Source organism: Nocardia amikacinitolerans NBRC 108937 (assembly GCF_001612615.1).
Lineage (GTDB): Bacteria > Actinomycetota > Actinomycetes > Mycobacteriales > Mycobacteriaceae > Nocardia > Nocardia amikacinitolerans.
In genome coordinates this window covers 46,326-60,906 of the sequence record NZ_BDAU01000009.1, presented here as the reverse complement: position 1 = coordinate 60,906, position 14,581 = coordinate 46,326, and the positions used below count along the sequence as shown (strand labels likewise).

The 14,581-nt window shown below is 67.9% G+C and carries 11 protein-coding genes and 2 tRNA genes; 4 read left to right on the top strand and 9 right to left on the bottom strand.

Features of this window, described 5'->3' with window-relative positions; genetic code table 11:
- Positions 1-19: 19 nt before the first annotated feature.
- Together leuD and leuC are read right to left on the bottom strand one after the other, a co-directional pair.
- Positions 20-628, bottom strand: a complete 609-nt coding sequence (gene leuD / locus NAM01S_RS08380) for a 3-isopropylmalate dehydratase small subunit (RefSeq protein WP_067781947.1) — start codon at positions 626-628, stop codon at positions 20-22.
- A 37-nt stretch (positions 629-665) separates the two neighbouring features.
- Positions 666-2,090, bottom strand: a complete 1,425-nt coding sequence (gene leuC, locus NAM01S_RS08375; RefSeq protein WP_067781944.1) for a 3-isopropylmalate dehydratase large subunit — start codon at positions 2,088-2,090, stop codon at positions 666-668.
- 190 nt (positions 2,091-2,280) lie between these two features.
- Between leuC and NAM01S_RS08370 the strand changes: the two genes are divergently transcribed.
- The 3 genes from NAM01S_RS08370 (at position 2,281) to NAM01S_RS08360 (ending at position 4,282) form a co-directional block, all read left to right on the top strand.
- Entirely contained in the window at positions 2,281-2,982 is a 702-nt protein-coding gene (locus NAM01S_RS08370; RefSeq protein WP_067781941.1) for an IclR family transcriptional regulator, read from the top strand.
- Positions 2,983-3,015: 33 nt separating this feature from the next.
- Positions 3,016-3,516 carry a pyridoxamine 5'-phosphate oxidase family protein gene (locus NAM01S_RS08365; RefSeq protein WP_067781938.1) on the top strand — a complete coding sequence of 167 codons (501 nt, stop codon included), beginning with the start codon at positions 3,016-3,018 and terminating at the stop codon, positions 3,514-3,516.
- 583 nt (positions 3,517-4,099) lie between these two features.
- Entirely contained in the window at positions 4,100-4,282 is a 183-nt protein-coding gene (locus NAM01S_RS08360) for a DUF5302 domain-containing protein (protein WP_067782659.1), read from the top strand.
- Positions 4,283-5,073: 791 nt separating this feature from the next.
- On the opposite strand, the gene NAM01S_RS08355 is transcribed toward NAM01S_RS08360, so the two are convergent.
- The 4 genes from NAM01S_RS08355 to NAM01S_RS08340 form a co-directional block, all read right to left on the bottom strand.
- Positions 5,074-5,146, bottom strand: a tRNA-Glu gene (locus NAM01S_RS08355).
- 148 nt (positions 5,147-5,294) lie between these two features.
- Positions 5,295-5,366, bottom strand: a tRNA-Gln gene (locus tag NAM01S_RS08350).
- A 251-nt stretch (positions 5,367-5,617) separates the two neighbouring features.
- Positions 5,618-7,093: a glutamate--tRNA ligase gene (gene gltX / locus NAM01S_RS08345; protein WP_067781936.1), complete on the bottom strand. Its 1,476-nt coding sequence runs from the start codon at positions 7,091-7,093 to the stop codon at positions 5,618-5,620.
- Between the two features lie 13 nt (positions 7,094-7,106).
- On the bottom strand, positions 7,107-7,880 hold the full coding sequence (locus tag NAM01S_RS08340) for a fumarylacetoacetate hydrolase family protein (RefSeq protein ID WP_067781933.1): 774 nt from the start codon (positions 7,878-7,880) through the stop codon (positions 7,107-7,109).
- A gap of 296 nt (positions 7,881-8,176) precedes the next feature.
- Between NAM01S_RS08340 and NAM01S_RS08330 the strand changes: the two genes are divergently transcribed.
- Positions 8,177-9,358, top strand: coding sequence for an MFS transporter (locus tag NAM01S_RS08330; protein ID WP_067781927.1), 1,182 nt, complete (start codon positions 8,177-8,179; stop codon positions 9,356-9,358).
- Between the two features lie 368 nt (positions 9,359-9,726).
- On the opposite strand, the gene NAM01S_RS08325 is transcribed toward NAM01S_RS08330, so the two are convergent.
- The 3 genes from NAM01S_RS08325 to serA all read right to left on the bottom strand — a co-directional run bounded on the left by NAM01S_RS08325 (position 9,727) and on the right by serA (position 13,229).
- Positions 9,727-10,326 (bottom strand): Uma2 family endonuclease, encoded by a 600-nt coding sequence (locus tag NAM01S_RS08325; protein ID WP_067781923.1) that lies wholly within the window; start codon positions 10,324-10,326, stop codon positions 9,727-9,729.
- 96 nt (positions 10,327-10,422) lie between these two features.
- Positions 10,423-11,430: a 3-isopropylmalate dehydrogenase gene (locus NAM01S_RS08320; protein ID WP_067781920.1), complete on the bottom strand. Its 1,008-nt coding sequence runs from the start codon at positions 11,428-11,430 to the stop codon at positions 10,423-10,425.
- A 200-nt stretch (positions 11,431-11,630) separates the two neighbouring features.
- Positions 11,631-13,229 carry a phosphoglycerate dehydrogenase gene (gene serA / locus NAM01S_RS08315; protein WP_067781910.1) on the bottom strand — a complete coding sequence of 533 codons (1,599 nt, stop codon included), beginning with the start codon at positions 13,227-13,229 and terminating at the stop codon, positions 11,631-11,633.
- Positions 13,230-14,581: the final 1,352 nt, after the last annotated feature.

The following is a 14,581-nucleotide window of genomic DNA, read 5'->3' as shown; positions in this document are numbered from 1 at the left end:
AGCTATCGCACCTGATTGATTACGCCTGCGAAATACGCGCGGGCAGGGTGGTGGGCTTCCAAGTCGGCCTTGCCTTTTCGAACTCGGCGATGACGTCGCTACGCCGCAGTGTCAGACCGATGTCGTCCAAACCCTCGAGCAGGCGCCACCGGGTGTAGTCATCAATATCGAACGGCAACACGACGGTTCCCGCCGTCACGGTGCGCGCCTGGAGATCCACTACCAATTCGAGACCGGGCTGTTCCTCGATCATCTTCCAGAGCAATTCGACATCGTTCTGTGACATCTGGGCCGCCAACAGGCCGCCCTTGCCCGCATTGCCACGGAAGATGTCGGCGAATCGCGGCGAGATGACCACCCGAAAGCCGTAGTCCGACAGCGCCCATACGGCATGCTCGCGTGAGGAACCGGTACCGAAATCCGGACCCGCAACCAGCACACTACCCCGCTTGTAGGGCTCGGTGTTCAAAATGAAGTCGGGGTCCGTTCGCCAGGCCGCGAACAGGCCGTCCTCGAATCCGGTTCGAGTGACCCGCTTCAGATAGACCGCCGGGATGATCTGGTCGGTGTCGACGTTGGAGCGGCGCAGCGGCACGCCGATCCCCTTGTGCACGGTGAAGGCTTCCATCAGATTCTCCTGGATACGTAGGGGGTGTCGCGCGGCGTCAGTTCAGATCCGCGGGCGAGGACAGAGTTCCGCGGACCGCCGTCGCGGCGGCCACCAGCGGGGAAACCAGGTGGGTACGCCCGCCTTTGCCCTGCCTGCCTTCGAAGTTGCGGTTCGAGGTGGAGGCGCAGCGCTGGCCCGGCGAAAGCTGATCCGGGTTCATTCCCAGGCACATCGAACAACCGGCCTGCCGCCATTCGGCGCCCGCCGCGGTGAAAATCTCGCCCAATCCTTCTTTTTCCGCCTGCGCGCGAACCCGCATCGAGCCCGGTACAACCAGCATTCGCACGCCGTCCGCGACGCGCCGTCCCTTCAAAATCCCGGCCACAGCGCGCAAATCCTCGATGCGTCCGTTGGTGCACGATCCGACGAATACGGTGTCGATCGAGATCTGCCGAAGCGGAGTTCCCGGCTCCAAATCCATGTACCGCAGCGCTTTCTCCGCGGCCTCGCGCGCCGTCTCGTCGGCAATTTCGGCGGGGTCGGGCACGGTCTCGCCCAGCGGCAAGCCCTGACCCGGGTTGGTGCCCCAGGTGACGAACGGAGTCAGTTTGCTCGCGTCGATGTGCACCTCGGCGTCGAAAACGGCGCCCTCGTCCGTCTTCAGCGCGTCCCAGGCCGCCACCGCGGCATCCCAGTCCGCGCCCTGGGGCGCGTGCGGGCGGCCCTTCAGGAACTCGTAGGTGACCTCGTCCGGCGCGATCATGCCCGCGCGGGCGCCCGCCTCGATGGACATGTTGCACATCGTCATCCGCGCCTCCATGGACATGGCGCGCACGGCCTCGCCGCGGTACTCCAAGACGTAGCCCTGGCCGCCGCCGGTGCCGATCTGGGCGATGACGGCGAGGATCACGTCCTTGCTCGTGACCCCGTGCGGCAGCTGACCGTCGATGTTGATGGCCATCGTCTTGAACGGGCGCAGCGACAAAGTCTGTGTCGCCAGCACGTGTTCGACCTCGCTGGTGCCGATGCCCATCGCCAGCGCGCCGAACGCGCCGTGCGTCGAGGTGTGGCTGTCGCCGCACACCACCGTCGTGCCGGGCTGGGTCAGGCCGAGCTGCGGACCGACCACGTGCACGATGCCCTGATCCAGATCACCCATCGGGTGCAGCCGGACACCGAATTCCGCGCAGTTGCGCCGCAGCGTCTCGACCTGGGTGCGGGAAATGGGGTCGGCGATCGGCTTATCGATATCGATGGTGGGGACGTTGTGGTCTTCGGTCGCGATGGTCAGGTCGGGGCGGCGCACCTTCCTGCCCGCGGCCCGCAGTCCGTCGAAGGCCTGCGGACTCGTCACTTCGTGCACCAGGTGCAGATCGATGTAGATCAGATCGGGCTCGCGCGAGGCGCCTTCGCCCTCGCCGCGGGCTACGACGTGCTGATCCCACACCTTTTCGGCCAGGGTGCGTGGGCGGTCGGCCATTCTCGATCACCTTTCGGACGAGCAGCGGGTCCGCGCGATTCGGGCTGAGCGCGCGGCGCCTGCTGCACAGAGTTGTGGATTGGGTCGACGGACATCTCGACCGTGCCGCCCCGCCCTGGCCGCTCGCCTCGGCGGCGACTTTCTCGGCGGAGTTTGACTATCTCAATATCCGAGACGCTAATATCGTTCTATGAGACAGCATAGCGGTATCGGCGTCCTCGACAAAGCAGTGGCGGTCCTCTACGCCGTCGCCGAGCATCCCTGCGGTCTCAACGAGCTGTGCACCCGCACCGGCCTGCCGAGGGCGACCGCGCACCGGCTGGCCGTCGGGCTCGAGGTGCACCGTCTGCTCGCTCGCGACAACAACGGAACGTGGCGGCCAGGTCCGGCTCTCGCCGAGCTCGCCGCGGGCGCCACCGATCCGCTCCAGGAGGCCGCGGCGGCCATTCTGCCCCGGCTGCGCGAGATCACCGGCGAGAGCGTCCAACTGTATTGCCGCGACGGCGGCGCCAGGGTCTGTATCGCCGCGATGGAACCGCCCGTCGGCCTGCGCGACACCGTCCCGATCGGCGCCCGGCTACCGCTGACCGCCGGCTCGGCCGCGAAGGTGTTGCTCGCCTGGGCGGATCCGGAGTTGCAGCGCACCATTCTCGCCGACGCGGTGTTCGGCGAGCGCGCGCTCGCCGAGGTGCGCAAGCGCGGCTGGGCACAGAGCGCGGCCGAGCGGGCGGCGGGCGTGGCCAGCGTTTCGGCGCCGGTGCGCGACACCGCGGGCAACGTGATCGCCGCGGTCTCGGTCTCCGGCCCGATCGACCGGATGGGTCGCAGGCCCGGCGCGCGCTGGGCGGCCGATCTGGTCGCCGCCGCGGACGCGCTGCACAAGCGCCTGTAACACGTTTCAGATTTCGTTCTCTAGAGTTGGCCCATGGGAGTCAAACAACGGGCGCAGATCGTCATGACGGACGCCGAGATCGCCGAGTTCCTGGAGCGCAGCCGCATCGCGACGCTGGCCACCCTCGGTCCGCAGGGCAGGCCGCACCTGACCGCGATGTGGTACGCGCTGATCGACGGCGAGATCTGGTTCGAGACCAAGGCCAAATCGCAGAAGGCGGTGAACCTGCGCCGCGATCCGCGCGTCACCTGCATGATCGAGGCCGGGCAGACCTACGACCAGCTGCGCGGAGTGTCCATCGAGGGCCACGCCGAGATCATCGATGATCCGGAGAAGCTCTTCGCGGTCGGCGTGAGCGTCTGGGAGCGCTACACCGGCCCGTACAGCGAAGAGGTCCGGCCGCTGGTGGAGAACATGCTTAACAAGCGGGTCGCGGTGCGCGTGGTGCCCGAGCGGGTACACAGCTGGGACCATCGCAAACTCGGCCTGCCCGCGCTGCCGCTCGGCGGTACCACCGCCAACGCGTTGGACTGAACGTTCTCCGCGTTCGCTCCGGCAGTGTCCGCTGTGCGTACCTCCGCAGCGTTCACTCCGGCGGTGCGCGCTGTGCGTACCTTCCCAACGTTCACTCCGGCGGTGCGCTCTTTGCGCACCCCCGCAGCATTCGTTCCGGCAGATCGCTCTTGGCGTACCTCTGCGTTCGCTTCGGCCCTGCACTCTCTGGGTGCCTCCGCGGCGTTCGCTCCCGACCGTGCGCTCTGGGCGCACCTCCGCGGCGTTCGCTCCCGACCGTGCGCGCTGGGCGCACCTCCGCGTCAGCTCCGGCCGTGCGCTCCTTGCGTACCTCCGGGTTTCTTCGGCCCTGCGCTCACTGCGTGCCTCCGCGGCGTTCGCTCCCGACCGTGCGCTCTGGGCGCACCTCCGCATTCGCTCTGGCCAAGCGGCGGGCTACCGGCGGCATTCGTCCGGCTGTGTCGACTGGATCGCGCGCGGCGCATCGGAAATCGAGCTGACATCGGCGCTGTCGCGCGTTAGCGTCGAGTCGTTCGACACGATTCGGCCGGGCAGCGCCCAGCGGGTGGCGCTGCGCCGCGGCCGCGACGACGAGGAGCAGGCGATGACGGAATCGGGTAGTTCCAACGGCAGTGCCGAAGAAGTGAAGCGCAAGTTCCGCGAGGCGCTGGAGAAGAAGAACGCCCAGCACGCCAAGTCGACGGACCACCTGGACGGCCACTCGAAGGCGACCGCCGCGCACGGCAATGCCAGCCACAAGCGGGAGTTCCGCCGCAAGAGCGGATAACCACCCATCCGGACCGGGGCGCCAGGGATCACGAGCGGCCGCACACGCGCCGCCCTCCCACCGAAGGCGCCCCGTCCTCATTTCTCCGCCCCGAAACGTCTTCGAACACACCGCACAGTGCGCTACGCCGACGAGTTGCGGCGTCCACCTCCGTCGACCCACTCGTCGACATCACGTGCACGTCCAAGACATCCTCCGCCCCTTGGGTCGCCCTAGGCATACCCCCCATCGACCGCGTGACCACCGCCTTGGACCACGTTCCTCAGCCGCTTCTACGGCACCCATAAACGCCCCCACGGCATCCGCCCGACCGCGACCGACACCGATTGGACCCACTGCCGAGGCCGACGAAATCCAGGCCCCAGCGATCGACCTCTTACTCCTCACCACTGGCCCCCAAGCTCCCGCGCATAGCGTCCCCGCCAAGCTGGGAGGACACCGCTGGCGACCTCGAGCACGCCAGGCCGCCACCCTGCGACACATAGTGGGCACAGCGAAAGTGACGCCACCAGCCCCAACGTCAGCCCCGGTCCGACAGCGAAAGTGGCACCACCAGCCTCGACGACAGCACCGCTCCGACAACGACGTCCAAGAACCGAAACAGCTGAGGCAACAAACCCGCGACGCAACCAAAGCCTCGAGGTGACGACCCGCCCCAAACGCAACCACGCACCAGGGGGGGTCCGGGGGGCAACGCCCCTCCGGGCGGGGTGTGGGGGTCGCACCCCCACAAAACACTTGCGAAGCAAGAAAGGCCCATGCTCTCCATGAGCATGGGCCTTCCACTTGCGTAGCCCCGACGGGATTCGAACCCGCGCTACCGCCTTGAGAGGGCGGCGTCCTAGGCCGCTAGACGACGGGGCCAGGACTGATCATTCGCTTTCGCGATGATCTCCGGTTGATCTTTCGATCGTTGGAAGCTCGGTTAGTTTAGCTGACCGAAGCTCGGCGACCAAATCGCCGGATGCTGAACAACTTTCGGTCGCGAACCGAGAGCAGAACAACTTCTCCGCTGGGGTACCAGGACTCGAACCTAGAATGGCTGAACCAGAATCAGCTGTGTTGCCAATTACACCATACCCCAGTGACCAGTCTCTCGACCCCGCCGTCTGGCTGACTTCGGGGCCGCGTTCCGGCCGAGAAAGAGATTACCAAACCCCTACCGGTAAACTACAAATCGCCTGGTCAAAGGCAGGTTTTCGGCCGAAACAGCGGTTACCGAGGCCGGCCCCACACGTCGAGCGAACCGGTACCGGCGGCCCGCACGGACCCGAGCGCACCGCCGGACGGGATCCGTCCACGGCACACGCGGGTCCGGCGAGCGTGAGGTAAATCTCAGTCCGCGGGAGCTGTCCACTCCCGCGCCGCGGCCAGCCGCGCCATGGTCGTCTCGCGACCGAGCAGTTCCAGCGACTCGTACAGCGGCGGGCTGATGTGCGATCCGGTCACCGCGACCCGCACCGGCGCGAAAGCCTTGCGCGGTTTGAGCCCCAAATCATCGATCAGCGCGGTTTTCAGCGCCTCTTCGATAGCCGGGGTAGTCCAGGACGCCAAAGGCTCCAGCGCGGCGATCGCGGCGTCGAGTACCGGAACGGCGTCCGCGCCCAGATTCTTGGCGCCCGCCGCGGGATCGATGGCGAACTCTTCGGCGGGCGCGAAGAGGAATCGCAAGAGATCCCAGGCGTCGGCCAGAACCACGATTCTGGTCTGCACCAATTCCGCCGCCGCGGCGAACACCTTCTCGTCCACCTCGGCGCCGATGTGGTTGTGTTCGGTGAGGAACTCGCGCAGTCTGCTCGCGAAATCACCGGGCTCCAGCAATCGGATGTGCTCGGCGTTCAGCGCGTCGGCCTTCTTCTGATCGAAACGCGCCGGATTCGAATTCACTTTCGATATGTCGAAGGCCGCAACCATCTCGGCCATCGAGAACACATCGTGATCGTCGGAGATGCCCCAACCGAGTAACGCCAGGTAATTCAGCAAACCCTCGGGGATGAATCCGCGGTCGCGGTGGGCGAACAGATTCGACTCCGGATCACGCTTGGACAACTTCTTGTTGCCCTGCCCCATGACGAACGGCAGGTGGCCGAACTCCGGGGTGAACTCCGCTACCCCGATCCGGCGCAGCGCGGCGTAGAGCGCCAGCTGGCGCGGCGTGGAGGAGAGCAGATCCTCGCCGCGCAGCACGTGGGTGATCTTCATCAGTGCGTCGTCGACCGGGTTGACCAGCGTGTAGAGCGGGTCGCCGTTGCCGCGGGTGAGCGCGAAGTCGGGCACAGTGCCCGCCTTGAAGGTGGTCTCGCCGCGCACCAGGTCGTGCCAGGTGAGGTCCTCGTCGGGCATGCGCAGCCGGATCACCGGGGCCCTGCCGTCGGCGCGGTAGGCGGCGACGGCCTCGGCGCTCAGGTCGCGGTCGAAGTTGTCGTAGCCGAGCTTGGGGTCCCGGCCCGCGGCGCGATGGCGCGCCTCGACTTCGTCTGGCGTGGAGTAGGATTCGTAGGCCTCGCCGGCCTCGAGCAGTTTGCGCACCACGTCGAGGTGCAGCTCGCGGCGCTGCGACTGGCGGTAGGGGCCGTAGGGCCCGCCGACCTCGGGACCCTCGTCCCAGTTCAGGCCGAGCCAGCGCAACGCGTCGAGGATCGCGTTGTAGGACTCCTCGGAATCGCGCGCGGCGTCGGTGTCCTCGATGCGGAAGACGAAGGTTCCGCCGGTGTGGCGGGCGTACGCCCAGTTGAACAGCGCCGTCCGGATCAGGCCGACGTGCGGTGTGCCGGTGGGTGACGGGCAGAATCGGACCCGTACTTCAGTCATGGCTCTCTTTCGATCAGCGTTTGGCGGCAACGGGATTGGTGAGGGTTCCGACGCCCTCGACGGTGACGGACACCTGCTGCCCGCTCTGGACGGGGCCGACGCCCTCCGGTGTTCCGGTCAGGATCACGTCGCCGGGAAGCAGCGTCATGACCGTGCTCACCCATTCGATCAGCTTCGGAATGTCGTGCAGCAGTAGCGAAGTGCGGCTGCGCTGGCGGACCTCGCCGTCGAGTTCGGTGACGATCTCCAGATCCGAAGGGTCCAGCGAGGTTTCGATCCACGGGCCGAGCGGGCAGAAGGTGTCGTAGCCTTTGGCACGCGTCCACTGGCCGTCTTGGCGCTGCTGATCGCGGGCGGTGACGTCGTTGGCGACGGTGTAGCCAAGGATCACGTCCTTGGCACGGGCGGCGGGCACGTCCTTGCACGGGCGGCCGATGACGACGGCGAGCTCGCCCTCGTAGTCGACCTGAGAGGAGCTGGGCGGCAAGATGATCGGGGCGTTGGGCCCGACGATCGCGGTGCTCGGCTTCATGAAGATCACCGGCTCCTCCGGCGCGGGACCACCCATCTCCGCGGCGTGCGCGGTGTAGTTCTTGCCTACGCACACCACCTTGCTGGCCAGGATCGGCGCGAGCAGGCGCACGTCGGCAAGCGGCCAGCTCCGTCCGGTGAACGTCGGCGTACCGAACGGGTGTTCCGCGATCTCTTTGGCGATGCTGTCGCTTTCCTCCCCCTCGATGCTGACGAACGCGACCCCATCGGGACTGGCAACTCGACCTAGACGCATGCCCCGAAGTCTATCGACCGGCATCGACCTGCCCGAACGCACCCGACCGAGCGGTCCGATCGGCGTGCGCGGCCGACCGCTTCGGCACGCGACAGCGGCAACCTCACCGGCAGCGAGATCGGAAGGTCGAATGTGAGTTCCGACTCGCGGGCGCCGCGTTCGCGCCGGTCGCGCAGCGGCCGAAGCATGCGCACCGAGGCGCAGGGGGAGAAATCGGCCCGCCGTCCGGTGTACCGTAGTTTCGATGTTCAATCAGTGAGACTTGAGTTCCATATTTTGAGATCGAGGTGTGGCCCATGGCGACCGTGACAGAGATTCGCGCGGCACGACGGTGGTCCATGCTCGCCCTCGGCGTCTTCGCGCAGGCATCGAGCGCCGTGTTCATCCATGGGACGCCCTTCCTGCTGCCCGCACTGACGGCGCGCGGAATGTCCTTGCCCACAGCGGGTCTGCTGGTGGCGATGCCGACCGTCGGGTTGGTTTGCACGCTGATCGCGTGGGGTTACGTGGTGGACCGCATCGGTGAGCGGAAAGTGTTGGTCGGCGGGCCGCTGGTGATGTTCGTCGCGGGCGCCGCGGCGGCCGTCACCACCAACGACATAACGCTCGGCGCGCTGCTGTTCCTCGGTGGCGCGGGTGCGGCAAGCACCAACGGCGCGAGCGGTCGCGTCATCGTCGGCTGGTTCCCACCGGAGCGGCGCGGGCTGGCGATGGGCATTCGGCAGACCGCGCAGCCCCTCGGTGTCGGCGTCGGTGCGCTCGCTGTTCCCGCAGTCGCTGCGGCGCACGGCATTTCGACCGCGATTCTGGTGCCTGCGATCATGGCGGGCGTCGCTGCGGCGGCCTGCTACCTGGGCATCATCGATCCCCCGCGTCCGGAGGGCAAGGGCGTCGACCGGGCCAACCCGTATCGCGGCGACGCGACGCTGTGGCGGATCCACGCGGTGTCCGTGCTGCTGTGCGTGCCGCAGGGCGTGGTGTGGACCTTCGCGCTGCTGTGGCTGCACCGCGACATCGGCTGGTCGCTGCCCGCCGCGGGCGCGCTGGTGACCGTGACCCAAATCCTCGGTGCGTTCGGCCGAATCGGCGCGGGCGCGTGGTCCGACCGGGTCGGCAGCAGGCTCGGTCCGCTGCGGACGGTGGCCGTGGCGGCCGTGTTGTCCATGGCCGCACTGGGTCTCACCGCGTGGACGCAGTGGTGGTGGGCCGCCATCCCGCTGCTGATCGTCGCCTCGGTGATCACGGTGTCCGACAACGGTCTCGCCTTCACGGCCGTCGCCGAGATCGCGGGCCCGTACTGGAGCGGACGCGGACTCGGCATCCAGAACACCGGCCAGAACCTCGCGATCGCCGCCATCCCACCGGTTTTCGGTGCGCTCATCACCGTCGGAGGTTTCCCCGCCGCGTATTTGGCCGCCGCAGCCCTTGCCACCGCCGCAATTCCGTTGGTTCCCACCGACAGCCGAAATCCGCGCTGATCGCGCCGTTTCCAGAGGGGAGTCCCGGTCGGCAGCGACCGGGGCTCCCCTCCGCACCGCGCCTTCGCCCTCGACCGGCATTCGGGTCGCGCGTAGAGAATCCTGCTACGGCGCACCGACCTCGCGCGCACCGCGTCGGACGCGTTGGACGCGTTGGACGCGTTGGACGCGTTGGACGCGTTGGACGCGTTGGACGCGTTGGACGATCATCGACGGCGCCAACCATGTCCATCTCCGTAATATCCGGCACCGAAGTCCGCCGCGCCCAAGCACACCGGACGCACCCGAGAACCCGCCCCTCGACGGAATGCGCACCGGGGCAGCCGAACCAGGGCTGGAGCGTGAAACCGCTGGTGGGCGAAGCCTACTCACACTTCGAGCAACGCCGCCGGATCCACCTCCACGCGAAAGTGGTTGTGGTGGCCGATGTTCGCGCTGAGTGTCGAACCGGGGCCGACCGGCGGTTCCGCGCGATAGATGTCACCGTCGAGGACCAGCGGGTGGATGCGTACGTTCGGGTGATGTTCGACGATCCAGTACTGCGGGATACCAACGGCCGCGTACTCGTGGACCTTTCGCACCCGGTCGGTGCGCTCGCTGCCGGTCCCCGGCGCGATCACCTCCACGGCCAGCTGCACCTCGGAGCCGGGCAGCAGCCGCGGCGGGTCGGCGACGAGGGCGGAGCGCACCACTTCCCGCGGCACCACGACGATGTCGGGTTTGCGGATACCGCCCGGCGTGCTCACTTCCCAGCCGCCGCCGAGGCAGACGTGCACCTCGACGTCGGCGGCGACGTCGAGGAAACGAGCCAGCCGCTGCGCCACGTGATTGTGCCGCGCACCGCGGTCGACCTCGATGAGCCAGCCGTCCTCCAGCTCGAAGCTCTTGCCCCGCGCGGGCAGCGCGTGCAGGTCCCGAATCGTGTAGGGACCCGGCTCCGGCTTACGGCTGGTCCGTCGCTTGGCCACCTGATCTCCCTGTTCCGCACTCGAACCGAGGGTAACCGGTCCGAGCACGACGAATCCCCGCGCCGCGGGCGGACGCGGGGATTCGCGGACGATCGCTCAGACCGAAGCGGCGATCCGGTCGCCGACCTCGACGGTGGACGACGCGCCGGACCGCGAGGACAGGTCCTTGGCGACTGCCGCCTCGATTCGGGCGGCGCCCTCGGTGTTGCCGAGGTGATTGAGCAGCAAGGAGACCGACAGGATCGCGGCGGTCGGGTCGGCCTTCGACTGGCCCGCGATGTCGGGGGCGCTGCCGTGCACCGGCTCGAACATGCTCGGGTTGGCGCCGGACGCGTCGATATTGCCGCTCGCCGCCAGGCCGATGCCGCCGCTGACCGCGGCCGCGAGGTCGGTGATGATGTCGCCGAACAGGTTGTCGGTCACGATCACGTCGAAGCGGCCTGGGTCGTTGACCATGTGGATGGTCGCCGCGTCGATGTGCTGGTACGCGGTGGTGACCTCGGGGAACTCCGCGGCGACCTCGTCGACGGTGCGCTGCCACAGCGATCCGGCGAAGGTCAGCACATTGTTCTTGTGCACGAGGGTGAGGTGCTTGCGGCGGGCCTGCGCCTTGGCGAAGGCGTAGCGGACGACGCGCTCGATGCCGAAGCGGGTGTTGGTGCTCACCTCGGTGGCGACCTCGTGCGGGGTCTCGACGCGGATCGCGCCGCCGGTGCCGGTGTACGGGCCCTCGGTGCCTTCCCGCACCACGACGAAGTCGATCTCGGGGTTGCCCGCCAGCGGGCTGGTGACGCCGGGGAACAGCTTCGACGGGCGCAGATTCACGTGGTGGTCAAGCGCGAACCGGGTGCGCAGCAGCAGACCGCGCTCGAGCACGCCGCTGGGCACCGACGGGTCGCCGATGGCGCCGAGCAGAATGGCGTCGTGCTGCTTCAGCTCGGGCAGCACCGAGTCCGGCAGGATCTCGCCGGTCGCGTGGTAGCGCTTCGCGCCGAGGTCGTACTCGGTCTTCTCGACGCCGGGCACGACGACGTCCAGCACCTTGAGCGCCTCGGCGATGACCTCGGGCCCGATACCGTCACCGGGGATGACAGCAAGCTTCATGACAACTCCGTTCATTTTCGACCGGGTCTGGCCGGACGCTCGGCGAGCACCGACACGGTACTAGGCGCCTCGCCGCGTCCGGCCACCCGGGCGGACGCCAACGATCTCCCGGCCACCCGCCGGGAACGTGCGGCGCGCCGCCACCCTGCGGTGACGGCGCGCGGCACTTGTTTCCCTCGGCGCTCGACGCGCCGATCGGATCAGAACAGGTCGACCAGCGCGATCTTGGCGGCGCCGACCGACTCGGCGATGGCGGCCTGCACGTCGGCGGGCACTTCCTTGTTCACGCGGAGGACGACGGTCGCGCCTTCCTTGTCCACGTCCTGGCTCAGCTGCGCGGCCAGGATGTCGATGTCGGCCTCGCCGAGCTTGGTGCCGATCTTGCCCAGCGCGCCAGGACGGTCCTCGTAGTTCAGGATCGCCAGGTTCAGGCCCTCGGCGCGCATGTCGTAGTTGCGGCCGTTGATGTTGACGATCTTCTGCACCTGCTGCGGCTCGGTGAGGGTGCCCGCGACATTCAGGGTGCGGCCGTCGCCGAACACGGCGCGCAGGTCGACGACGCTGCGGTGGCTCGGGCTCTCCGACGCGGTGGTGACCTGCGCGGTGATGCCGCGCTCCTTGGCCAGCGCGGGCGCGTTGACGAAGGTGACCTGGTCCTCGACCAGCGCCGAGAAGATGCCGCGCAGCGCCGAGAGCTCCAGCACCGCGACGTCCTCGGAGGCGAGCTCGCCGCGCACCTGCACCTCGATGCTGACGGGCAGCTCGTCGGACAGCGCGCCGACCAGCGCGCCCTGCTTGCGCACGATCTCCAGCCACGGAGCGACCTCTTCGCCGACCGCGCCGCCGGTGACGTTCACCGCGCCGGGAACGAACTCGCCCGCCAGGGCAAGCAGCACCGACTTCGCGACATCGGTTCCGGCGCGGTCCTGCGCCTCGGAGGTGGACGCGCCCAGGTGCGGGGTGACGACGACCTGCGGCAGCTCGAACAGCGGGCTGTCGGTGCACGGCTCGGTGTCGAACACGTCCAGACCGGCGGCGCGCACGTGGCCGGACTTGATGGCCTCGGCCAGCGCGGCCTCGTCGATCAGGCCGCCGCGCGCGGCGTTGACGATGATGACGCCCGGCTTGGTGAGGGCGAGCTTCTCCTTGCTCAGCAGACCCTTGGTCTCCGGGGTCTTGGGCAGGTGCACCGAGATCAGGTCGGCGCGCTGCAGCAGCTCGTCCAGGGTGACCAGCTCGATGCCGAGCTGGGCGGCGCGGGCCGGGGAGACGTACGGGTCGTACGCGATGAGCTTGGTCTCGAACGCGGCGAGGCGCGCGGCGAACAGCTGGCCGATGCGGCCGAGGCCGACGACGCCGACGGTCTTGCCGAAGATCTCGACGCCGTTGAACTTGCTGCGCTGCCAGGTGCGCTCGCGCAGGGTCGCGTCGGCGGCGGGGACCTGGCGGGCGGCGGCGAGCAGCAGGGTGACCGCGTGCTCGGCGGCGGTGTGGATGTTGGAGGTCGGCGCGTTGACGACCATGACGCCGCGCTCAGTGGCCGCGGGCACGTCGACATTGTCGAGGCCGACGCCGGCGCGGGCGACGATCTTCAGGTTCTTGCCTGCCTCGAGCACCTCGGCGTCGACGGTGGTGGCGGAACGCACGAGCAGCGCGTCGGCCTCCGGAACCGCGGCGAGCAGGGCCGGGCGGTCGGGGCCGTCGACCCAGCGAACCTCGACACCGTCACCGAGCGCGTCGACGGTCGACTGGGCGAGCTTGTCGGCGATCAGAACAACAGGACGGCCTGCTTGGCTCACTGTGGGGTACTCCTGGGGAAATGGGGGTCGGCAGTTACCGCCGACAAGCTTAGTGGTCGGCATTTCATCCGGCTGTACCACCCGGTAGGCGGCTGCCGTCAGTGTGCGGGCGGCGCGGCGGGGCGGCGGGCGGACGAAAGCGAATGGTGTTCTGCCGTAAGGCCACCGGGTCCATCTGGACGTCGGGGGTCAGGCGCACGCCCCGGACGAGCGCGTTCTCCGAGACCAGCGTTGGGTCCGAAGCGCGCGAAAAAAACGGGAAGACCCCGCACCGAGGGGATGCGGGGTCTTCCATGGTCGTGCCGAGCGGACGGCACGGACACGATCGAGTCGCTCGATCGCGGAGTCGAATCAGCGGCCGCCGAAGGAACCCGTCCACAGGGTGTTCAGCACACCGTGCAGCGCGGCACCGAGAGTGTTGAACAGACCGTCGATGGCGGCACTACCGGTGTCGATGATAACGGGGATCATAAGAATTCCTCTTCCTCGAAATTATCCAGTCGAACTGGCTGACACACGGCACATCGGCGGTGTCGCGAACGCGGTTACGAAATTCTGGAGAATTGTGACGCACACTACACTCGAATATTCGATGCGGTGCCGATCACTACACATCCCATGAATCTGCCTCCAAAAATAGGCGTCTACCTGCATGTTTGCAGCTGTCAGAGGATGGTCAGCCGTCCAGATCATACGCGCGTGCAGATTCTGTCAATTTCTGAGAGAACTCTGAGGAATCGCCGGAGAAACTCTGAGAATGGTGGACTTCGACGCGATCGCGGAATTAGTCCACAGGTCCGGCAGGGGCACGAGCTCGCCCCCGGAGCCAGCGCGTGACAATGCCGGTATTTTCGAGACGCAGTTATTGGTCGGCAATTCACCGAATATTCGACAATGGCAGCCGAGAACGCCGTTTCCACGGCGGACACCGGCCGTCTGCCTTGCGGCACAGCAACCGGCGGCGCGTCCCGGGGCGTCGGCCGAGCCGAACCGCGCGGCGCGGTGCGGTGCGGAAGGCGGCCCGACACTCCCCGTGCGGCGTTCCGCACACCGCGCCGCCCTGAACTCGCGAGAACGCATGAACCCGCCGGTTCTCCCTCGCGCGACGCCGAAGGAGCAAGCGGGCTTTCGTTGGGCCGCGCACCGGCACGAACACCCCCAGGTCGACCGAGATTCGCCGCGGTCACGACACGAAACGGCATCGCGCCGTCCGGCGGCGACCTCTGCCGACCCGTCGCAGGCCACGAGGAATGCGCTCGCCGCACCCGGCGCCGATTGTCATCAGCGCGCCGTGCTCGCGGCAGCGTGCTGATCCTGCCGGTCGTCGGCGCGGCACTGCCGGTCGCGCGACG